Source organism: Halorubrum wangae (assembly GCF_051194135.1).
GTDB lineage: Archaea > Halobacteriota > Halobacteria > Halobacteriales > Haloferacaceae > Halorubrum.
In genome coordinates, this window is sequence record NZ_JBLZNH010000001.1 from 884,221 (window position 1) to 904,906 (window position 20,686).

Annotated in this window: 18 protein-coding genes; 12 read left to right on the forward strand and 6 right to left on the reverse strand. The window is 67.1% G+C overall.

Annotated features, from left to right (window positions below):
• Positions 1-73 precede the first annotated feature (73 nt).
• From acs (ACNS84_RS04490) to ACNS84_RS04525, 8 genes are all read left to right on the forward strand, one after another.
• A complete protein-coding gene (gene acs / locus ACNS84_RS04490; RefSeq protein ID WP_435073639.1) occupies positions 74-2,032 on the forward strand; it encodes an acetate--CoA ligase in 1,959 nt (652 codons plus the stop codon).
• Between the two features lie 72 nt (positions 2,033-2,104).
• The gene (locus tag ACNS84_RS04495) at positions 2,105-2,341 is read left to right on the forward strand and encodes a DUF2061 domain-containing protein (RefSeq protein WP_435073640.1); all 237 of its coding nucleotides are present in this window, start codon (positions 2,105-2,107) and stop codon (positions 2,339-2,341) included.
• A 208-nt stretch (positions 2,342-2,549) separates the two neighbouring features.
• Entirely contained in the window at positions 2,550-4,319 is a 1,770-nt protein-coding gene (locus ACNS84_RS04500) for a bacterio-opsin activator domain-containing protein (RefSeq protein ID WP_435073641.1), read from the forward strand.
• A gap of 118 nt (positions 4,320-4,437) precedes the next feature.
• Positions 4,438-6,432, forward strand: a complete 1,995-nt coding sequence (gene acs, locus ACNS84_RS04505) for an acetate--CoA ligase (protein WP_435073642.1) — start codon at positions 4,438-4,440, stop codon at positions 6,430-6,432.
• 124 nt (positions 6,433-6,556) lie between these two features.
• The gene (locus ACNS84_RS04510) at positions 6,557-6,985 is read left to right on the forward strand and encodes a DUF4212 domain-containing protein (RefSeq protein ID WP_435073643.1); all 429 of its coding nucleotides are present in this window, start codon (positions 6,557-6,559) and stop codon (positions 6,983-6,985) included.
• The gene (locus ACNS84_RS04515; RefSeq protein ID WP_435073644.1) at positions 6,982-8,736 is read left to right on the forward strand and encodes a sodium:solute symporter family transporter; all 1,755 of its coding nucleotides are present in this window, start codon (positions 6,982-6,984) and stop codon (positions 8,734-8,736) included. The genes ACNS84_RS04510 and ACNS84_RS04515 overlap by 4 nt, the downstream gene beginning before the upstream one ends.
• Positions 8,737-8,739: 3 nt before the next feature.
• Positions 8,740-9,201, forward strand: coding sequence for a universal stress protein (locus ACNS84_RS04520; RefSeq protein WP_435073645.1), 462 nt, complete (start codon positions 8,740-8,742; stop codon positions 9,199-9,201).
• Positions 9,202-9,304: 103 nt separating this feature from the next.
• Positions 9,305-9,562, forward strand: coding sequence for a DUF8119 family protein (locus ACNS84_RS04525; RefSeq protein ID WP_435073646.1), 258 nt, complete (start codon positions 9,305-9,307; stop codon positions 9,560-9,562).
• A gap of 18 nt (positions 9,563-9,580) precedes the next feature.
• Here ACNS84_RS04525 and ACNS84_RS04530 read toward each other — a convergent pair whose 3' ends face one another.
• Positions 9,581-11,080, reverse strand: a complete 1,500-nt coding sequence (locus ACNS84_RS04530) for an MATE family efflux transporter (protein ID WP_435073784.1) — start codon at positions 11,078-11,080, stop codon at positions 9,581-9,583.
• A 177-nt stretch (positions 11,081-11,257) separates the two neighbouring features.
• On the opposite strand from ACNS84_RS04530, the gene ACNS84_RS04535 reads away from it, so the two are divergent.
• Positions 11,258-11,452, forward strand: coding sequence for a cold-shock protein (locus ACNS84_RS04535; RefSeq protein ID WP_435073647.1), 195 nt, complete (start codon positions 11,258-11,260; stop codon positions 11,450-11,452).
• Between the two features lie 225 nt (positions 11,453-11,677).
• Here the strand turns inward: ACNS84_RS04535 and ACNS84_RS04540 are convergent, their stop codons facing one another.
• Positions 11,678-12,658, reverse strand: a complete 981-nt coding sequence (locus ACNS84_RS04540) for an oxidoreductase (protein WP_435073648.1) — start codon at positions 12,656-12,658, stop codon at positions 11,678-11,680.
• A gap of 170 nt (positions 12,659-12,828) precedes the next feature.
• Between ACNS84_RS04540 and ACNS84_RS04545 the strand changes: the two genes are divergently transcribed.
• The 3 genes from ACNS84_RS04545 to msrB all read left to right on the forward strand — a co-directional run bounded on the left by ACNS84_RS04545 (position 12,829) and on the right by msrB (position 16,901).
• A complete protein-coding gene (locus ACNS84_RS04545) occupies positions 12,829-15,303 on the forward strand; it encodes a DNA topoisomerase VI subunit B (RefSeq protein ID WP_435073649.1) in 2,475 nt (824 codons plus the stop codon).
• Positions 15,304-16,389, forward strand: a complete 1,086-nt coding sequence (locus tag ACNS84_RS04550) for a DNA topoisomerase IV subunit A (RefSeq protein WP_435073650.1) — start codon at positions 15,304-15,306, stop codon at positions 16,387-16,389.
• A 92-nt stretch (positions 16,390-16,481) separates the two neighbouring features.
• Positions 16,482-16,901, forward strand: a complete 420-nt coding sequence (gene msrB / locus ACNS84_RS04555; protein ID WP_435073651.1) for a peptide-methionine (R)-S-oxide reductase MsrB — start codon at positions 16,482-16,484, stop codon at positions 16,899-16,901.
• A gap of 39 nt (positions 16,902-16,940) precedes the next feature.
• Here the strand turns inward: msrB and ACNS84_RS04560 are convergent, their stop codons facing one another.
• The 4 genes from ACNS84_RS04560 to ACNS84_RS04575 all read right to left on the reverse strand — a co-directional run bounded on the left by ACNS84_RS04560 (position 16,941) and on the right by ACNS84_RS04575 (position 20,664).
• On the reverse strand, positions 16,941-17,666 hold the full coding sequence (locus ACNS84_RS04560; RefSeq protein ID WP_435073652.1) for a sensor histidine kinase: 726 nt from the start codon (positions 17,664-17,666) through the stop codon (positions 16,941-16,943).
• A gap of 70 nt (positions 17,667-17,736) precedes the next feature.
• The gene (locus ACNS84_RS04565; RefSeq protein WP_435073653.1) at positions 17,737-18,891 is read right to left on the reverse strand and encodes an acyl-CoA dehydrogenase family protein; all 1,155 of its coding nucleotides are present in this window, start codon (positions 18,889-18,891) and stop codon (positions 17,737-17,739) included.
• Positions 18,892-19,039: 148 nt separating this feature from the next.
• Positions 19,040-20,179 (reverse strand): pyridoxal phosphate-dependent aminotransferase, encoded by a 1,140-nt coding sequence (locus ACNS84_RS04570; RefSeq protein ID WP_435073654.1) that lies wholly within the window; start codon positions 20,177-20,179, stop codon positions 19,040-19,042.
• On the reverse strand, positions 20,176-20,664 hold the full coding sequence (locus tag ACNS84_RS04575; protein ID WP_435073655.1) for an Lrp/AsnC family transcriptional regulator: 489 nt from the start codon (positions 20,662-20,664) through the stop codon (positions 20,176-20,178). The genes ACNS84_RS04570 and ACNS84_RS04575 overlap by 4 nt, the downstream gene beginning before the upstream one ends.
• Between the last annotated feature and the right edge of the window lie 22 nt (positions 20,665-20,686).

Here is a 20,686-nt window from a genome sequence, read left to right on the forward strand (position 1 = left end):
CGACACCGGAGACCGTCCCAACCGAGCGGGCCCGCGGACAAAGTATACAGTCCTCCACTTGTGAATACGCACCATGGACGACGCCGGAGTCGACGGTCGACCGCGGGACCCGTCCCTCGCCGCCGCCGACGCCACTGATCCGCCGAGCGGATTCCGCGAGCAAGCGGCGGCGAGTGACGCGGACGTGTACGAGGCGTTCGCGGCGGAGGGGCCCGAGGCTTGGCGGCGGGCGGCCGACCTCCTCGACTGGGAGACCGAGTACGAAACGGTACTCGACGACAGCGATCCGCCCTTTTATAAGTGGTTTCCGGGCGGTCGCCTCAACGCGTCCGTCAACTGTGTCGATCGACACCTGGACGAGCGGCGGAATCAGCTCGCGATCAGGTGGTTCGGCAAGCGCGGCGAGCGGCGGTCGTACACGTACCTCGACCTCCACCGCGAGGTGAACGCGCTCGCGGCCGGCCTCCGAGACCTCGGCGTGGAGGAGGACGACGTTGTGACGCTGTACCTCCCGATGGTCCCGGAGTTACCGATCTCGATGCTGGCGTGCGCGCGTATCGGCGCGCCGCACAACGTCGTCTTCGCGGGGCTCTCGGCAGAGGCGCTCGCGACGCGCCTCGACGCGGCCGACTCCTCGTACCTCGTCACCTGCGATGGCTACTACCGGCGAGAGGACGCGTTCAACCAGAAGTCGAAGGCCGACAACGCCAGGCTCCGGGCCGACGTCGACCTCGCGGCGACGGTCGTCGTCGACCGACTCGGCGACGCACTCGACGTGTCGCTCGGCGCCGACGAGCACGGGTACGAGTCGCTCGTCGACGCGCACGACGGCGAGATGGTCGAACCGGTGGCGCGCGACGCCACGGATCTGCTCTTCGTCATGTACACCTCGGGGACGACCGGTCGGCCGAAGGGCGTCGAGCACGCGACCGGCGGTTACCTCTCGCACGTCGCCTGGACTACCCAAAACGTGCTGGACGTCCGGCCCGACGACACCTACTGGTGCGCGGCCGACATCGGCTGGATCACCGGCCACTCCTACGGCGTGTACGGCCCCCTCTCGGTCGGGACCACGACCATCCTCTACGAGGGGTCGCCAGACTACCCGGACCGTGACCGCGTCTGGGACCTCATCGAGCGCAACGCGGTCAGCGTCTTCTACACCTCGCCCACCGCGATCCGGTCGTTCATGAAATGGGGTGCGGAGTACCCCGACCGCCACGACCTTTCGTCGATCCGCCTCCTCGGTACCGTCGGCGAGTCGATCACGCCGAAGGTGTGGCACTGGTACCGCGAACACGTCGGCGGCGGCGAGGCGCCGGTCGTCGACACGTGGTGGCAGACGGAGACGGGGGCCATCGCGCTCGCAACGCTGCCAGGGATCGCGCCGATGAAACCAGGGAAGGCCGGCCCACCGCTCCCCGGTATCGACGCGACCGTCGTCGACGAGGACGGCGAGCCGGTCGAGCCCGGCGAGCCGGGGTACCTCACGATCGGCGCACCGTGGCCGGGGATGCTGCGCGGGCTCCGCGAGGGCGACGAGCGCTACCGCCGCGAGTACTGGGTCGAGGCCGAGGACGGCTGGCGGTACCGCACTGGCGACGGCGCGACAGTCGACGACGACGGCTACATCACCATCCTCGGCCGCGTCGACGACGTGATCAACGTGCGGGCGCACCGGTTCACGACCGGAGAGTTGGAGTCGGCAATCGTCGGCGTCGAGGGGGTCACTGAGGCTGCGGTCGTCGGCACTGAGGACGGCGACATCGTCGCCTACGTGACCACCCGGAGCGACGTCGAACCCGACGAGTCGGTCAGGGCGGCGATCTGCGAGGAGCTGGCGACCGCAGTCGGAGAGATGGCTCGCGCGGACCGGATCGTGTTTACGCCGGATCTGCCGAAGACCCGGTCGGGGAAGATCATGCGCCGCCTGCTAGAGGACATCACGCGCGGAGAGGAGTTCGGCGACGTCAGTTCGCTTCGAAATCCGGAGGTAGTCGGCGAGATCGAATCGTCCGTCCGCGATGTGTAATTGGTAATAGTTTCTCAACGCTGTTTCGGAAACGACAACCGGTTTCTTACTGCCGGGGGGCCAAGCATCGTTATGGGATCGCTCATCTCTCAGTCGGCGCTTCACGCCCGGAAGCGCGCACTCGTCAAGACGCTCTGCTACCGCGCGTTGATGGTCGCCATCACCGTCCTCGTGGCGTGGGCCGTCGTCGGCGACGTCGGCGACGCCGTGAACATCGGGCTGATCACGAACGTCGTCAAAACCGCGACGTACTACGGCTACGAGCGACTGTGGGACCACATCGCGTGGGGCGTCGCCGGTGTCAACTGAATCGGTGATCGTTCGGCCACAACGTCGGGACGGGTGCAGCGAGTCGGTCTGTTTTTCGGGTATCAACTGAATCCCGAAACAACTCGGCCACCTAAATCGGCTTCAGAACATCGCTCTTGCCGGTACACCCGAGACACGATCAGAGAGACGCGATCGTCGAGCGTGTGGGGAACACTTTTCATTCGGCTTTCCGTCGAATTACGAAACGATGGTCGACGGCCTCAGCGCCGACGCGTACGACGCGCTCGTGACCGCCGCCGAGACGTATCGCGCCGCGCTCGTGGTCCGTCTCGCGGGCGAGGCCGGGCTCCGGACGGGAGAGATAACCCGCGTCGCGCCCCGCCATCTCCGAGACGCGGGTGTCGCCTCGGACGTGTGCCTCCTCGCAATCCCGGAGGCCGACACAACCGGTCCCGACGAGAACAGCGGCGGACCGGCGGACGGCGAAGCCCCGACCGACGGTTTCGACCGCGAGACGGTCGTGCCGGCCTCCTTGGCGGCCGAACTTCGTCGGTACGCGGAGAGCGAATGCATCGACGACGAGGAGCCGTTCGTCGGCGTCTCGCCGCGCCGCGTCCAGATGATCGTGAGCGACACCGCCGAGCGAGCGGCGGCGCGCACCGACGGCGCGGCGCCGAGCGACGTCACGCCCCGCGACCTCCGGTACACCTTCGCGCGCCGGCTTCTCGTCGACCGCGGCGTCGACCCTCACGCGGTCCGCGAGGCCGGCGGATGGGAGACGCTGGGGCCGCTCGACGGGTTCCTCGGTCCCCTCGACGGGCGGGCGGTCGCCGAGGCGTTCGCGGACCCATCGGCTTCCGACCCGGACGCGACCGCGGGCGGTGGCGAGTCGACCGCGCTCGGTGGGTTCGAGGCCCTCGCCGACGGCGAGGACCGGAGCTCCCCGCTCGCGACCGTCCCGGAGCGACTGGTCGACTCCGACCGGTGGGCGGAGGCGTGGGTCGTCCGCGGTTCGGTCGACGGCGGCCGGCCGGAGGTGACGGGGGCGGCCGGCGTCGATCGAGAGGTCCTCGTCGACCGCGGCGTCACCCGGGACGACCAGTGGCTCGACGCGGTGGCCGGCGGCGACGCCGTCGCGACGACCGCGGAGACGACCACCGGCAGTCGCCCCGGCCTCGCCGTCCCCGTCAGCTACCGGGATATAACGCACGGCGCGCTCTGTGTCGTCGCCCGGAACGACGCCCCCGTTACGTCTGTCGAGCGCCGCGAACTCGTCGCGCTCGGCCGCTGTCTTGGCTGGGCGGTGACGGCCGGCCGCTGGCGGGACCTCCTCCACTCCGACGCCGTCACCGAGGTGGAGTTCCACACCGCCGACGAGAGGGCGTTCCTGGCCCGTGCGAGCGCAGCGCTCGGCTGTCAGATAGACCTCAGGTCCACGGTCGGCATCACCGACGACGCCTCTCGACTGTACCTGTCAGTGTCGAGTGCGCGACCGCAGGGGCTCGCCGCCGTCGTCGACGAGGTCAGCGGCGTCTCCGACCTCCGGGTGGTCGAGACACGTGCGGACGGCTGCTCCGTGTCGGTTCGGGTTGAGTCTGGGTCGGCGGTGCGGACGCTCACGAAACACGGCGCGACGGTCCGTGATGCGACCGCGGCGGACGGCAGCGTCAGCGTCGTCGCCCATCTCCCCGAAGGCGCCGACGTTAGACCGGTCGCGAACGGGCTCCGCGCCGCTTTCGACGACGCGCGGCTCGCGAGCAAGGAGTCCGTCGCCCGCTCGTCGCGGTCCGAGTCGTCGTTCCGAGAGGGCGTCGCGGACCGGTTCACCGATCGCCAGTGGGCCGCCCTGTCGGCCGCGTACCACGGCGGCTACTTCGACTGGCCTCGAGGAAGCACCGCCGAGGAGGTTGCCGACGCGATGGACGTCTCCTCGCCGACGTTCCACAACCACCTCCGAAAGGCCCAGCGCGCGCTTCTCGACGGGCTGTTCGAGGATCAACACCGCGACCGCACCTGATTGAGACGACAGGCGCGGCGAGCGGACCGAGCGGTCTCGTGACGCCGCACAATCATCACGATTTTTCGTATTTAGCGCCAGCGTTTATATGCTGAGATCGGATGAGTAGGATCGTACCATGACAGACGGTGACGGTCAACTGGAAGCGAGACTCGAGGAGCAGGAGGTGTTCGAGCCGCCAGAGTCGTTCGTATCGGGGGCGAACGTCTCCGATCCCGGGATCTATGAGGAGTTCGACGAGAACTGGCCGGGGTGCTGGGAGACCGCGGCCGACCTCCTCGACTGGGAGTCCGACTACGACCAAGTGCTGGACGACAGCAACCCGCCGTTTTACGAGTGGTTCACCGGCGGCGAACTAAACGCGTCGGCGAACTGTCTCGACCGACATCTGGACGAGCGCGGCGACGAGGCCGCGATCGAGTGGGTCGGCGAGCCGGTCGACGAGGACGATCGCACGTACACCTATCGAGAGCTCCACCGGGAGGTAAACGAGTTCGCGGCCGCACTCCGCGAGCAGGGCGTCGAGGAGGACGACGTGGTGACGCTGTACATGCCGATGATCCCGGAGCTTCCGGTCGCGATGCTGGCGTGTGCGCGCATCGGTGCGCCCCACAGCGTCGTCTTCGCCGGCTTCTCCGCGGACGCGCTCGCGACGCGGATGAACGCCGCAGACTCGGAGTACCTCGTCACCTGCGACGGCTACTACCGGCGCGGCGACCCCCTCGACCACCTCGACAAGGCGAATCAGGGGCTCGCGGGCGTCGACCACGACACCACGACCGTCGTGGTCGACCGACTCGGCCCGAACGGCGACGGCTTCGGGCACGACCTCGGCGACGACCAGCACGACTACGGCGACCTCATCGCGGACCACGAGGGCGCCGAGGTCGAGCCGGTCACCCGCGACGCCGAGGACATGCTGTTCCTGATGTACACCTCGGGGACGACGGGGAAGCCGAAGGGCGTGAAACATACGACCGGCGGCTACCTCTCGTGGGTATCGTGGACGTCGCAGTCCGTCCTCGACATCAAGCCGGATGACACGTACTTCTGCTCGGCGGACATCGGCTGGATCACGGGTCACTCGTACATCGTTTACGGGCCGCTCGCGCTCGGAACGACGACGATGATGTACGAGGGGACGCCCGACCACCCCGAGCGCGACCGTCTCTGGGAGATCGTCGAGGATTACGGGGCGACTCAGTTGTACACGGCGCCCACGGCGATCCGCGCGTTCATGAAGTGGGGGTCGAAGTTCCCGGACCGCCACGACCTCTCCTCGCTGCGGCTGCTCGGAACGGTCGGGGAGCCGATCAACCCGCGCGCGTGGAAGTGGTACTACCAGCACATCGGCGACGAGGACTGCCCGATCGTCGACACCTGGTGGCAGACCGAAACGGGCGGAATGATGATCACCACACTTCCGGGGATCAAGGACATGAAGCCGGGGGCCGCGGGGCCGCCGCTCCCGGGGCTCGACGTCCAGATCCTCGACACGCTCGGCGACGAGGTCGAGCCGGGCAAGGCCGGCTACCTGACGGTTCAGAAGCCGTGGCCCGGCATGCTCCGGACGCTGTACAACAACGACGAGCGCTACATCGAGGAGTACTGGGCCGAGTACTCCGACACCGACAGCGACGACCCAGACGACTGGGTGTACTTCCCGGAGGACGGGGCGAAGATCGACGACGACGGCTACATCACCGTCCTCGGTCGCGTCGACGACGTGCTCAACGTCTCCGGTCATCGGCTGGGGACGATGGAGATCGAGTCCGCGATCGTCGGCGTCGAGGGCGTCGCGGAGGCCGCCGTCGTCGGCGGCGACCACGAGATCAAAGGCGAGGCCGTCTACGCGTACGTGACCACCGAAGACGGCTACGAGGGCAACGACGAACTCCGCGACGCCATCATCGCCGGCGTCGAGGACGCGATCGGTCCGATCGCTCGGCCGGAGCAGGTCGTGTTCACGCCCGACCTGCCGAAGACCCGGTCGGGGAAGATCATGCGCCGCCTGCTTGAGAACATCGCCGACGGCAAAGAGCTCGGGAACACGAGCACACTCCGGAACCCGGAGATCGTCGAGGAGATCCAGCAGAAGGCGAACGAAGAGTAGCCGCCTACCGGCTCCGTTTTTACCCGATACAGCGAGCCGGGGCCTCGACGCGCGAACGAGTATCACGATCGAACCGGACACACGACCGACGACAAAACCACAACGACACAGCGGAACACAACACATGACAGATAATAGCTCACACGACTCTGATGACGTGGCGACCGACGGTGGCCACGCATCCGACGATGTAGCCACCGACGGTGGCGTCGCCACGGGCGCGGCACAGCAGCATAGAGAGACAAACTATCTCGATTCGGAGGTGAACCTCCTGAACCCGAGCACGCCGTACATGCGCGAACACCTCCAGATCGTCTGGACAGGATTCGCCATCTGGGCGGTCATCGTCTTCGGCCCGGTAACGGCGACCTACCTGGCGCCCGGCGCGATGACGACGCAGATGCCGATCATCAGCTTCCCGCTGCACTACTTCCTCATCGCCATCGGCGCGCCGGGCGGCGCGCTGACCCTGTCCGCCTGGTACGCGAAGCGGCGCGACGAACTCGACACCAAGTACGGGATCGAACACGACGACGCGGGGGGTAGCGCATGAGTTCGCTCGCCGCGGCGCTGCTGCAGAGCGAACTGCTCCCCGAAGGGCTCGACATCTCGTTCAAGGCGCTCCCGTCGGTGTTGGTGGTCGGGATGCTGCTCATCTTCCTCGCCATCGGCTTCGTCTTCCGCGTGGCCGACACGGAGAACATGTGGGTCGCCGGTCGCTCGATCGGGAACCTGGAGAACGGGATGGCGATCGGCGCCAACTGGATGTCCGCGGCGTCGTACCTCGGGATGGCCGCGCTCATCGCGACGGCCGGCGTCTACGGGCTCGCATTCGTCGTCGGCTGGACGACGGGGTACTTCATCCTCCTCATCTTCCTCGCCGCGCAGCTGCGTCGGTTCGGGAAGTACACGGCGCCGGACTTCGTCGGTGACCGCTTCAACTCCGACACCGCACGCGCCATCGGCGCGGTCACGACGTTCCTGATCGGCTTCGTCTACGCCATCGGGCAGGCGCGCGGGATGGCGCTCGTCGGCCTGTACATCTTCGGCGACCTCGGCTTCCTCGGACTGAGCGGCTACCAGGCTATGGTCATCATCATGATGTCCATCACGGTCGGCTACCTCACGCTGTCCGGCATGCTGGGCGCGACGAAGAACATGGCCGTCCAGTACGTCATCCTCATCGTCGCGTTCGTCGCCGGCCTCTACGCCGTCGGCTTCGCGAACGGTTACTCGACGGTGCTGCCCCACATCGAGTACGGCGCACTGATAACCCAGCTGAGCGCCGAGTTCTCCGAGCCGTTCGTCAACGCCAGCTACTACCTGTGGATCGCGACGGCGTTCTCGCTCATCGTCGGGACCTGCGGGCTCCCGCACGTGTTGGTTCGCTTCTATACGGTGGAGAACGAGCGGACGGCCCGCTGGTCCACCGTCTGGGGGCTGCTGTTCATCTGTATCCTCTACTTCAGCGCGCCGGCGTTCGCGGCGTTCGGGACCGACCTCTACGCCAATAACATCGGCGCCGTCTACGGTGACCCCGGGATGACGAGCTCCGCAGCCGACGTGATCGTCGTGTTGGCCGCGCAGCTCTCGAACCTCCCACAGTGGTTCGTCGGACTGGTCGCGGCGGGCGGTATCGCGGCCGCGATTGCGACCACCGCCGGGCTGTTCATCGCCGGCTCCTCGGCCATCTCGCACGACATCTACACGACCATCATCAACCCCGACGCGACCCAGCGCCAGCAGGTGCTCGTCGGCCGACTGAGCATCGTCCTGCTCGGCGTCCTGACGACGCTGGCGGCGCTCGACCCCGCGGCGCCGATCGCCGCACTGGTCTCGTACGCGTTCTCGCTGGCCGGAGCAGTGCTGTTCCCGATGTTCTTCCTTGGCATGTGGTGGGAGAACACGAACCGCGAAGGCGCGCTCGCCGGTATGACGACCGGGCTCGTCATCTGGTTCATCCCGATGATCAATGAGGTCGTCCCGACGTACATCAGCGGCGTTGAAGCGCCGCTCAGCGCGTCGCTGGCGACGTGGTTGCCCGCAATCGGGTCCGCGCTGATCTCGGTTCCGATCGTCTTCGTCGTCACCATCGTCGTCTCGCTGGCGACCGATGAACCGCCGATAGAGACGAAGCGTATCGTTCGACAGTGTCACAGTCCAGAGCCGATGCGTCAGCAGCAGACGGCCGAGGACGTCGTCGCCGACGGCGGCGAGGAGATGGCGACCGACGGTGGCCGCACAACGGACGACGCGACCGTCGACGACGAACGTGCGGAAGATGACGCGACCGCGGAGGAGTGACCCATGTACGAACACATCCTGATTCCGACCGACGGAAGCGACGTCGCAGAGTCCGCGGTGTCACACGCGCTCGACCTCGCGGAGAAGTACGACGCCGATGTCCACGCGCTGTACGTGGTGGACATTGACTCAGTCAACCTCAGTCTCGGTACCGAGCAAGTTGATCGGCTCAAGCAGGGTCGGTTCGGCGAGATGGAGGAGCTGAAATCGAAGGCTGACGAGGCGACCGGCGCCGTCGCGACCCGGGGCGCGGAGCGCGACATCGAGGTCGTGGAACACGTCTCCGGCGGCCGCCCCCACAAGGTGATCGCCGACTACGCCGATGACCACGGAATAGACCTGATCGTGATGGGCAGTCACGGTCGCGCGGGCGTTCGGCGCGCGCTCCTCGGCAGCGTCACCGAGCGCACGCTGCGCTCGACGCACGTGCCCGTCCTCGTCGTCGACTACCTCGACGAGGACTGAGGCCCGAGCCGCGACCGCGTCGGACCGTCCGGCGCGCCCCTATCGCGACGCCGTCTCGCTTCGCTTCCGGAACACCGACGTACGTCGACCGACACGCTCACTCATGACAGAGACCGATCCGATAGACGACCCCGACGAGGAGGGCCTCGTCGACCGCGTCCGATCGCACGTCAGCGAGAACCGGACCGGGATGGTACAGGACCTGGCGTTTGCGGTCGCGTGGGTGATGCTCGTGTCACTTATCTATGACTTCGCGTTCTCGAACGCTCCGCAGTGGGTGCTGTACATGTTCATGCTTGCCGGCATCCCCGCGTACTTCGGCTTTTTCTTCTCGCTGTCGATGGCGAGAGAGCAGCGGTAGTCGCCGGGGCCGCTCCCGTCAGTCGTCGACCGTCTCAGCCGACACGTCAGGACTCTCGCCGCTCCCCTCGTCGGCGTCACCGTCCGGCGCGACCGATGCGCCGTCTGGCTCGTCGACCACGCCCTCCGTCCACGTTCCGCGCAGGTACCACGCCGCGCCGACCGTGAAGGAGACCACGGCGGCCGTCGCGTACGCCCACCAGAGCCCCACGACGCCCCAGTCGAGGCCGACGTAGCCGACGTCGAGCGAGGGCACGTCGACGGGACCGATCGCGAACCCCCCGAGCGTGAACGAGACGGCTCCGAACGCGAGCAGGGCCGCGAGGGGAACTCGGACGGCCCACCGAGAGAGGAGGGACAGCGCCAGCGCCGCCTTCGTGTGTCCCGCGCCGCGGAACGCGCCCTGGATCACCATGAGCCCGCCGAAGAACGCCCACGACAGCGCGATGACGCGGAGGAAGACGACCCCCTCGGCGATCGTCGCCGGATCGTCGATGAAGACTCCCACCGCGACCGCCGGGAACAGCCAGACGGCGCCGCCGGCGACGCCGAGGAGCGCCATGGTCCCGAGTGTCGCGACACGGGTGACGGCGACGGCGCGGTCGGGCGTCCCGGCGCCGAGATTCTGCCCGACGCCGGTCGCGGTCGCCTGCCCGACAGCGCCCGCCACCGACCACGAGACGGACATCAGCCTGACGCCGATGCCGTAGGCCGCGGTCGCGGCCGGGCCGAAGCGCGCGACGAGCGCGGCCATGAAGACGGCGGCGAACGACCGCGCCCAGCCGTCGAGCGTGGCGGGATAGCCGATATCGATCAGTTTGCGGAGAATCGCCGGGTTAGGAACGAGGTCGCGGACGTACAGCTTCACCCCCCAATCGCCGCGCAGGAGGATTCCGATCCCGACCGCGGTCGCGAACAAGCGCGCGATCAGCGTCGCGACGGCGGCCCCGCGCGTTCCCATCGCGGGGATCGGTCCCCACCCGAGGATGAACACGGGGTCGATGACGATGTTGATCCCGGCGGAGATTCCGACCAGCCACATCGCGGTCGTCGTGTCGCCCGCGCCCTGCAGGGCGGCACGGAACGCGAAGAAGAGGAACGTGAGCGGGAGTGTGAGAAGTATCACTTCGATGTACGCGAGCGCCTCGACGAACACCGCGTCGCGCGCGCCGATCCAGTACAACAGCCGGTGCCGGGCCGCGAAGCCGACGACCGCGAGGGCGACGGAGACGGCGATCGCGAGCAACACCGTCTGGGCCACCACCTCGTCGGCGTGGCGGTCGTTGCCGGCGCCGACGTTCTGTGAGACCAGGGCGATCGTCGAGGCCGTAAGCCCCACCGCGGTCGAAACGAACAGCCACGAGAGCGGGAACATGAGCGAGACGGCGGCGACGGCCTCGGTGCTCACCCGTCCGACCCAGAACATGTCCGCGAGGTTGTACAGGGTCTGGAGGAGGTTCCCGAGGACCAGCGGCCACGCGAGGCCGAACAGCTTCGGGGAGATCGCCCCCGTCGTCATGTCGACCCGAGCGTCGTCGTTTCCCACGGCGAGTCTATGCGTGGCGACGGCCGCGCCCGACCTAACGTTTCGGGAACCGGGTCGCGTTCGGCCTGACCACCGCGCGACCGCGTCGGACCGAGCGGAATCGGTACCCACACAACACTTATGACGCAGACGGGTGTCTGTCGGACTGCGATGGCGACAGGCAAGGTCGACTTCTTTAACGACACCGGCGGTTACGGATTCATCGAGACTGACGACGCTGACGAGGACGTGTTCTTCCACATGGAAGACGTCGGCGGCCCGGACCTCGAGGAAGGCCAGGAGGTAGAGTTCGAGATTGAGGAGGCGGACAAGGGTCCGCGCGCGACGAACCTCACTCGGGTCTAGCTCGGTCACTACTCCGATCGGATCACGGATAGCTCTCGAAACGCGTTCTCCGTATATCGCTTCCCGAGCGACAGCGTCGGGAGGTTACTCGGCGAGCGGGGCGTCCCGGTGTGTCTCTCGACGACACCGACGACCTCGACGCGTTCGTCGCCGACTACGTGAGGATGAACGAACCGATCCGCGAAATGTTCGGGAGGGGACCCGCCACTGGCTCGCGTTCCGTCGTTATATCGGGAACTCGACGCCGGTCGCCTCCTCGGAGTACTCCCAGAGCATCTGGGCGTCGCCCCGGTCGTAGGAGGCGTCGTTCGACCGCCCGACGGTAGGCGTCCCGCGCATGTTCATGAACCCGCCCGGCTCGATGTAGGCGCCGCCGTCGACATCGGCGGTCGCGGCGTACAGCATCGGGAGCGCCCCCGTCGCGGCGTCCTGTCCGAGCACCGCGTTCGCGGCCTTCATCCCGACCTTCATCAGAGGATTACCGCTCTCCTCCGCGGTCCGGTGTTGGAGATTCGTCGCCGCGTACCCCGGATGGCAGGCGACGCTCCGGAGGGAGAGCCCGTCGTTCTCGCCGCCGTCCTCACCACTCGCTCCGGCGTCGTTGATCCGGCGCTGAAGTTCGTAGGCGAACAGCAGGTTCGCGAGTTTGCTCCGGCCGTACGCCTTCCACTTGCCATACGACTGCTCCCAGTTGAGGTCGGAGAAGTCCATCTTGCCCTGCTCGTGGGCGCCCGAAGACTGTGTCACGACGCGGGCCGCACCGTTCACGCCTTCGGCAGCCTCGAGCAGCGGGAACAGCTGGCCGGTGAGCGCGAAGTGACCGAGGTGGTTGACGCCGAACTGCGTCTCGAAGCCGTCTTCGGTCTCGCTGCGGGGTATCGCCATCACACCGGCGTTGTTACAGAGGATGTCGACCGCGTCGTAGTCCGCGGCGAGCCCCTCGGCGAACTCCCGGACCGAGTCGAGCGACGCGAGGTCGCACTCCCGGACGTCGAGGTCCATATCGCTCTCGTCGAGGTCGCTCTCCCGTCGGATGTCGTCGGCCGCTCGCTCGCCGCGGTCCACGCTCCGGCACGCCATCACGACGGTTGCACCCTTCTCGGCGAACGCGAGTGTCCCCTCGTAGCCGAGCCCGCTGTTCGCCCCGGTGACCACGACGGTGGTTCCGTCCAGTCGCGGCATGTCGTCTGTCGTCCAGCCTTGCATGGTCCGACTGAGGGGTCTCACGGGGAGAAACCTGTCGCCCGAAAACGAGGTCGACGCCTCGAGCGATTCGGTTGCGAACGTGGCATCGAGACGGCGTCTGACGCGGAGATTCACTTTCACCGCGCCGGCGGTGCGTTTTTAAGTGTCTCGGTGGAAGGTGGAGGCACCGAATGACGTCCTTCCAGTCGACGATCGGCGACGAGGAGGGGATCGCGGAGGAGCTGGCCGAGGGTCAGCGCGAGATCTCCATCGCCGAGTTCTTCGAGAAGAACAAACACATGCTCGGGTTCGACTCGGGCGCCCGCGGGCTCGTCACCGCCGTCAAAGAGGCGGTCGACAACGCCCTCGACGCGACCGAGGAGGCCGGGGTCCTCCCCGACATCTACATCGAGATCGAGGAGGTGGGCGACTACTACCGGCTCGTCATCGAGGACAACGGACCGGGCATCACGAAAGAACAGCTCCCAAAGGTGTTCGGGAAGCTCCTGTACGGGAGTCGGTTCCACGCCCGCGAGCAGTCGCGCGGCCAGCAGGGGATCGGTATCTCCGCGGCGGTGCTGTACTCCCAGCTCACCTCGGGGCAACCGGCGAAGATAACCTCGCGACCGAAGGGACAGTCGCGAGCGCAGTACTTCGAGCTCATCATCGACACCGACACCAACGAGCCGGAGATCAAGGCGGACGAGGAGACGACGTGGGACCGCCCCCACGGCACGCGGATCGAGTTGGAGATGGAGGCGAACATGCGCGCCCGCGGCCAGCTCCACGACTACGTGAAACACACGGCGGTCGTCAACCCCCACGCGCGGATCGAACTGCGCGAGCCGGGGCTCGACAAGCCGATGAAGTTCGAGCGCGCGACGGACGAGCTGCCGGCGGAGACGAAGGAGATTCGCCCCCACCCCCACGGGGTCGAGCTCGGTTCGCTAATCAAGATGCTGGAGGCGACCGAGTCGTACTCAGTCTCCGGGTTCCTCCAGGAGGAGTTCACCCGAGTCGGCAAGAAGACCGCGGACAGCGTCATCGACAACTTCCGGGACATCTACTTCGGGCGGGAGTTATCGTGGACGCCGCCGCGCGATCACGACGACCGCGACGTCGCGCAATCAGTGAGCGAAGCGGTCGCCAACAAGGGGAAGGCGGCGACGACCGCCTTCGCCGACGGCGTCGCCGAGACGGTCGCGGGAAACGACCGGATCTCACGCGCCGAACTCGCTACGATCGTCGGGAACATCGCGGACCACGTCGAGGACGATACGGGCAAAACCTTCGGCGGGACAGTCCGCGAGAACGCGGTCGACGCGGCCTGGCTGGCGATCACCGGTGTCGGGGACGACGGCGAAGTCGCCGCTGCCGAAGGCGCAGACGGTCACGGGGACGACGAGGATGGCGAGACCGCCGCGTCGCCCATCGTCGCCGACGTGTACGCACTCGTCGACGACGCGACCTCGACTCGCAAGGACGACGCCGCGGTGCAGGCGATGGCCGACGCGCTGACGCGTCGGTTCCTGAACCTCGACGGTGATGCCTTCCGGATCACCCGGGACGACCTCGAACGACTGGTCGCCGACGCGGCCAACTTCGTCGCCGAACAGCACGAGGCGACATTCGGCGAGACCGCCCGCGAGAACATCGTCGAGGCGTTCTGGTCGCGGGCTCGTACGGTGCCCGACGATCCGCCGAAAGTGAAGTCGATCGCCGCCGACCGCGACGCCTCGGCCGACCTGCTGGGCGCGATGCGCACCACCGACATCCTGGCGCCGCCGACCGACTGTCTCGCACCGATCACGGCCGAGTTGGTCGAAGCCGGCCTGCGTAAGGAGTACGAGGCCGACTTCTACGCGGCGGCGACCCGCGACGCCGAGGTCCACGGCGGGGACCCGTTCATCGTCGAGGCAGGTATCGCGTACGGCGGATCGATTCCGGCGGAGGGCTCCGTGGAGCTGCTCCGCTTCGCGAACCGCGTCCCGCTCGTCTACCAGCGCGGCGCCTGCGCGACGACGGACGTGATCAAATCGATCGGGTGGCGCAACTACGGGCTCGACCAGCCCGGCGGGTCGGGGATGCCGAACGGGCCGGCCGTCATCAGCATCCACGTCGCCTCCACGAACGTCCCGTTCACGAGCGAGTCGAAGGACGCGCTCGCGAACGTCCCCGCGATCGAAGACGAGATCGAACTCGCGGTGCGGGAGGCCGCCCGCGAACTGAAGTCGTACCTCAACAAGCGTCGCTCGATGCAGCAGCGCCGCGAGAAGCAGGACGTGCTCGGAAAGATCCTCCCGGAGATGGCCGACAAGGTCTCCGAGGTCACGGGTCGCCCGCGCCCCGACATCGACGGCGCACTCGCGCGGATCATGAACAACGTCAGCGTCGAACGCGAGGTGTCGGACGGCACCGTGACGCTGGTCGTGGAGAACCACTCCGACGTGAACGAGCGGTTGGAGATCACCGACATCGTCTCGGCCGAGCCGACGGACCTCTCCGACGGCACGGTCGTCGATATGGACGGTGAGTGGTTCGTGCAGTGGAAGCCCGAGGTCCCCTCGGGCGATGAGCGGGAACTGACGTACGCGGTCGACGACGAGGCCGAGTTCGATGTCAGCGTCGGCGGCGTCGAAACGGAGAAACTCACGGTGAACGCGTAAATGACGACAGACTCAGACGCACGAGACCAGCTGATCGACCTGGCCGCGGACTTCTACGACCAGTTCGCGGGCGGCAATATCCCGGAGCTTCAGCTTCCGACGCGGACGAAGAGCAACATCAAGTACGACACCGCAAGCGGCGTGTGGACGTACGGCGACCGCACGTCGACGCGAAGCGCCAACTCGGTACGGGGCGCTCGCAAGCTATTGAAGGCCGCGTACACGATCGAGTTCCTTGCCAATCAACTCGACGAGGGGCGCTCCTCGACGCTGCGGGAGCTGTACTACCTCTCCGAGTCGTGGGACAACAACGAGGCCCAGTTTAAGTCGCAAGACGAGTCCAACGACCTCGTCGAGGACTTAGAGATCGTTACGGGCGTCACCCGCGAGGACTTCCACATGCGCCCGGAGGAGTCGGGCGCCACCCTAATGGGGCCGCTGGAGATCCGCGAGCAGACCCGGCGCGGCGAGCGCGAGATCCACTGTCAGAAGGACGTCGGCGAGGGGGGATACCAGATCCCGAACAACCCGGACATGATCGAGTTCCTCGACGACGACATCGACTTCGCACTCGCGGTCGAGACCGGCGGGATGCGCGACCGACTCGTCGAGAACGGGTTCGACGAAGAGTACAACTGCCTCGTCATCCACTTAAAAGGCCAGCCCGCGCGAGCGACTCGGCGGATCACGAAGCGCGTCCACGACGAGCTCGACGTTCCCGTCGCGGTGTTCGCCGACGGCGACCCGTGGTCCTACCGGATCTACGGCTCCGTGGCGTACGGCTCGATCAAGTCCGCGCACCTCTCGAAGTACCTCGCGACCCCGGAGGCGCAGTTCGTCGGGATCCAGCCCGAGGACATCGTCGAGTACGACCTCCCGGCCGACCCGCTCTCCGACTCCGACGTCAACGCCCTGGAGTCGGAGCTCGAGGACCCGCGCTTCCAGACGGACTACTGGGAAGAGCAGATCGAACTCCAACTCGACATCGGGAAGAAGTCCGAACAGCAGTCGCTCGCGAGCCGCGGGCTCGACTTCGTCACCGACACCTACCTCCCCGATCGGCTCGGGGACATGGGCATGATCTGAGCGCCGACGGCGAGAAGTTTCAGGGGCGGTTCGGGCGAGCCGACCGCTCGTCCGGCCGCAACCGCCTTGAGCGTGGGTCCCGTACTGATCGTATGAGCGAGACCGACGAGCGAGAGCAGGTCGATCCGAGCGAACTGACCGACGCCGAGTGGCGCGAGCGACTCTCTGAGGAGGAGTACCGCGTGCTCCGCGAGAGCGGCACGGAGGCGAAGTTCTCGGGCGAGTACGTCGATCACCACCCCGAGGACGGTGAGTACCGCTGTCGGGCCTGCGGAGCCGTTCTCTTCGATGCCGAGACCAAGTACGAGTCCGGCTGCGGTTGGCCCGCCTTCTACGCCGCGGAGGAGGAGTCGGTAACGACGCGGGTCGACACGAGCCACGGGATGCGGCGCACCGAAGTCCGCTGCGCGAACTGCGACTCGCACCTCGGCCACGTGTTCGACGATGGTCCCGAGCCCACCGGAAAGCGGTTCTGTATCAACTCGGTCGCGATGTCGTACGACGAGGAGTGAGCGCGGCACGGCGGGGCCGCCGCGGCCGGCCGAGCCTCGCTACGACGCCAGCGGCAGTCTGACGACGAACACCGCGCCCTTCGGCTCGTTGTCTTCGATCCACACGTCGCCGCCGTAGATCTCGATGAGCGACCGGACCAGGTAGAGTCCGATCCCGGCGCCGGGGCTGTCGAGTCCCTTCTCGCCTTTGCCGAAGACCTCGTCGCGGTGGCTCTCCGGGACCCCGGGGCCGTTGTCGGCGACGCGCACCTCGACGACGCCGTCCTTCTCGTCGAGGTCGGCGGAGACGGTCACCGTCGGCGGGGTCTCGTCGTTGTGTTGGACCGCGTTGCGGAGGAGGTTCCGAAACACCGAACTCAGCATCTCGTCCGCCATGACCTCTTCCTCGGGGAACGATCCCTCGACGGTGAAGACGGCCTCCGAGTAGCCCGACCTGACCTCCTCGATCTGTTGAGAGAGGATCCGGTTGAGCGAGACGCGACTCGGCTCCGCCTCGTCGCGGAGCATGACCTCGGCGAGGTCACGAACCGTCGTGGTGAGCGAGACGGCGGTCTCGGTGTTCCGCTTGATCACGTCCAAGTACGCCTCCCCCTCCTCGTCGACGTGATCGTCGAGCAGTTCGGCGTACGCGCCGACGAGTTGGAGGTCGTTTCGGATGTCGTGGCGCATCACTTGGTTCAACAGCCGGAGATCGTCGCGCTGCCGCTTGAGCCGGTCTTTCGGGTTGACGTCGCTCCCCGCCAAGAGCTCCGCGTCGTCGCTCATGGCGAGACCGTATGTCCCCCGCCGATTTTTACATACCGGTCACGAGTGATAGGCGAGTCGACCACCGGCTTCAGAACCCCTCGTCGAGCAGTTCGCGGGCGATGATGTTCTTCTGGATCTCCGTGGTCCCTTCGTATATCTGGGTGATCTTCGAGTCGCGGTAGAGGCGCTCGACGTCGTGGTCGTTGACGAAGCCGGCGCCGCCGTGGATCTGGACCGCCTCGCTGGCGGCCTCGACCGCGGTGCGAGACGCGAACTCCTTGGCCATCGACGCGAGCGCGGTTAGATCGCCCGCCTCGTTGTCGACGGCCCACGCGGAGCGGTACGTCAGCCACCGCGCGGCCTCGGTGTTCGTGTGCATCTCCGCGAGCTTGTGCTTGATCGCTTGGAAGTCGGAGATAGACCGACCGAACTGCTCGCGCTCCTCCGCGTACTCCAGCGCGCGCTCGGCCGCGCCACGAGCGATCCCGACGCCCTGCGCGGCGACCGCGGTACGGGTCTCGTCGAAGAACTGCATGAGTTGGAGAAAGCCCATGCCGCGCTGGCCGATGAGATTCTCCTCGGGCACCCTGACGTCGTCGAACCGAAGCTCCGCGGTGTCGCTCGCGCGGATGCCGAGCTTTCCGGTGATCTTGTCGCGGGTGAGTCCGTCGCGGTCCCCTTCGACGAGGATCTGCGAGTAGCCGGAGTAGCGGTCGTCGACGTCCGGGTCGGTCTCGCAGACGACGACGAAGTAGTCGGCGACGGTGCCGTTCGTGATCCACATCTTCGAGCCGTTAATCACCCACTCCTCGCCGTCCTTCTCCGCTCGGGTCGCGACCGAGGTGACGTCCGACCCCGCCTGCGGCTCCGAGATGGCCGAACCCATCACCGCGTCGCCGGCGGTCACCTCTGGGAGGACGCGTTCCTTCTGGGCCTCCGTACCGAACTCCATCAGCGCCTCGGCGCCGAATCCGGCGCTGGAGACGCAGAGGCCGATCCCGGGGTCGGCGGCGAACAGTTCCTCGGTGAGGATCGCGTTCTCCAGCGAGGAGTAGCCGACGCCGCCGTACTCCACAGGCACGTGCGGCGCGAGCAGTCCCATCTCCGCGGCCTTCTCCATCACCTCGTGGGGGTACTCCTCGGCGACGTCGTACTCGGTCGCGACGGGCCGTATCTCATCGTCGGCGAACTTCCGTACCTCCTCGCGTAGCTGTCGTTGCTCGTCGGTTAGCTGGAAATCCATACCCGGACGATTGTCATTAACCGTGTTAATTGTTAGCGAACGGCCGACAATTCGAGAGGAGTTGTTCGTTTACGGGCGGCGGGCGGCCGACGACCGTCGACTCTCGGGTATCGGACATCGGGCGTCGATGCGGATCTCGTCCGCCGCCTCAGCGGTTCGCGACGAACGTCGCGATCCGGTCGGTCGCCTCCTTCAGTTCGCGCATCGAGGTCGCGTACGAGACGCGGAGGTGGCCCTCCCCGCCCGCGCCGAAGACAGAACCGGGAACGACTGCGACGCCTTGGGCCTCCAGCAGTTCCTCGGCGAACGCCTCGTCGTCGCCCCCGCAGTCTGGGAACGCGTAGAAGGCGCCGCCCGGCTCGAACGTGTCGAGCCCCATCTCGTTGAACCGAGAGACGACGAGCCGACGGCGGCGGTTGTACTCGTTCACCATCTCTGCGACCTCGTCATCGCAGCGGTCGAGCGCCTCTATCGCGGCGTACTGCGGCGTCGTCGGCGCCGACAGCATCGTATACTGGTGGATCCGGTTCATCGCGTCGATCGCTTCGCTCGGCCCCAACGCATACCCCAGTCGGAGGCCGGTCATCGCGTAGGCCTTCGAGAAGCCGTTGACGACGACCGTCCGCTCGCGCATTCCGGGCTGGGTCGCGATGGAGGTGTGGTCGGTTCCGTAGGTGAGCGCGGCGTAAATCTCGTCGGCGATCACGCGGAGGTCGTTGTCGCGGCAGAAGGCGGCGACCTCGGCGAACTCCTCCTCGGTCATCGTCGCTCCCGTGGGGTTGTTGGGGTAACAGAGCACGAGGATGTCCGCGTCCGCGGCGCCAGAGGCCGCCAGCGACTCCCGCGTGAGCGCGAAGTCGTCCGCGGCTCGCGTGGGGACCGTCAGCTGCTCGCCGCCGGCCAGTTCGATCCCCGGGCCGTACGAGATGTACGTCGGCTCGTGGACGGCGACCGTGTCGCCGGGGTCGACGAGCGCGCGGAAGGCCAGATCGACGGCCTCGCTCGCGCCGGTGGTGACGAGCACCTCGTCACCCGGATCGTACGATTGGTCGTACCGTTCGTGGTGAATCGCGACCCGCTCGCGGAGCGCCGCCATCCCACGGTTCGACGTGTAGGAGGTCTTTCCGCGTTCTAACGAGTCGATCGCGGCGGTTCGGGCCGCCCACGGGGCGGAGAAGTCGGGTTCACCGACCCCCAATGAGATCACGTCGTCGCGCGCCTCGGCGAGTTCGAAGAACTTCCGGATCCCCGACTCCGGAAGGTCGCGCGCTCGGTCCGACAGCCTCATGGCGAGACTGAGAGGCGGTCGTCGTCGTCGCCGTCCTCGAACCGCACCCCGCCGTCCTTGTACGTCTCCATGATGTAATGCGTCACCGTCTGGGTGACTTCCGGCATGGGGGCGACCTGCTCGGAGATAAATCGGGAGACGTCCTGCATCGACTCTCCGAGCACCTCGACGGCGAAGTCGTAGTCGCCGGAGACGAGGTGGAGCGCGTCGACGGCCGGGAACTTCGCGATCCGGTCGGCGACCTGCTCGTAGCCGGTCTCGCGGTCGAGTTCGACGTTGATCTCGGCGATCGCTCGGACCTTCCCTTCGTCGACGCGGTCCCAGTCGATGACCGCTTGGTAGCCGTGGACCACGTTGTCCGCCTCGAGCGCCGCGATGGCATCCGCTACCGCGTCAGCATCGAGGCCCGTCTGGGCCGCGATGTCGCCAATGTCCTCGCGGGCGTTCCGCGCCAACACGTCGAGTACCTCGCGCTCGGCGTCCATACCTCATGATCGCGCGGGGGCG

Bases quoted from the DNA above. Each gene is read 5' to 3' on its own strand.
- ACNS84_RS04550 (WP_435073650.1), top strand. From the start codon at position 15,304: ATGACGACAGACTCAGACGCACGAGACCAGCTGATCGACCTGGCCGCG.
- ACNS84_RS04540 (WP_435073648.1), bottom strand. From the start codon at position 12,658: ATGCAAGGCTGGACGACAGACGACATGCCGCGACTGGACGGAACCACC.
- acs (WP_435073639.1), top strand. From the start codon at position 74: ATGGACGACGCCGGAGTCGACGGTCGACCGCGGGACCCGTCCCTCGCC.
- ACNS84_RS04495 (WP_435073640.1), top strand. From the start codon at position 2,105: ATGGGATCGCTCATCTCTCAGTCGGCGCTTCACGCCCGGAAGCGCGCA.
- ACNS84_RS04545 (WP_435073649.1), top strand. From the start codon at position 12,829: ATGACGTCCTTCCAGTCGACGATCGGCGACGAGGAGGGGATCGCGGAG.
- ACNS84_RS04510 (WP_435073643.1), top strand. From the start codon at position 6,557: ATGACAGATAATAGCTCACACGACTCTGATGACGTGGCGACCGACGGT.
- ACNS84_RS04560 (WP_435073652.1), bottom strand. From the start codon at position 17,666: ATGAGCGACGACGCGGAGCTCTTGGCGGGGAGCGACGTCAACCCGAAA.
- ACNS84_RS04535 (WP_435073647.1), top strand. From the start codon at position 11,258: ATGGCGACAGGCAAGGTCGACTTCTTTAACGACACCGGCGGTTACGGA.
- ACNS84_RS04575 (WP_435073655.1), bottom strand. From the start codon at position 20,664: ATGGACGCCGAGCGCGAGGTACTCGACGTGTTGGCGCGGAACGCCCGC.
- msrB (WP_435073651.1), top strand. From the start codon at position 16,482: ATGAGCGAGACCGACGAGCGAGAGCAGGTCGATCCGAGCGAACTGACC.
- ACNS84_RS04570 (WP_435073654.1), bottom strand. From the start codon at position 20,179: ATGAGGCTGTCGGACCGAGCGCGCGACCTTCCGGAGTCGGGGATCCGG.
- ACNS84_RS04520 (WP_435073645.1), top strand. From the start codon at position 8,740: ATGTACGAACACATCCTGATTCCGACCGACGGAAGCGACGTCGCAGAG.
- ACNS84_RS04530 (WP_435073784.1), bottom strand. From the start codon at position 11,080: ATGACGACGGGGGCGATCTCCCCGAAGCTGTTCGGCCTCGCGTGGCCG.
- ACNS84_RS04515 (WP_435073644.1), top strand. From the start codon at position 6,982: ATGAGTTCGCTCGCCGCGGCGCTGCTGCAGAGCGAACTGCTCCCCGAA.
- ACNS84_RS04500 (WP_435073641.1), top strand. From the start codon at position 2,550: ATGGTCGACGGCCTCAGCGCCGACGCGTACGACGCGCTCGTGACCGCC.
- ACNS84_RS04565 (WP_435073653.1), bottom strand. From the start codon at position 18,891: ATGGATTTCCAGCTAACCGACGAGCAACGACAGCTACGCGAGGAGGTA.
- ACNS84_RS04525 (WP_435073646.1), top strand. From the start codon at position 9,305: ATGACAGAGACCGATCCGATAGACGACCCCGACGAGGAGGGCCTCGTC.
- acs (WP_435073642.1), top strand. From the start codon at position 4,438: ATGACAGACGGTGACGGTCAACTGGAAGCGAGACTCGAGGAGCAGGAG.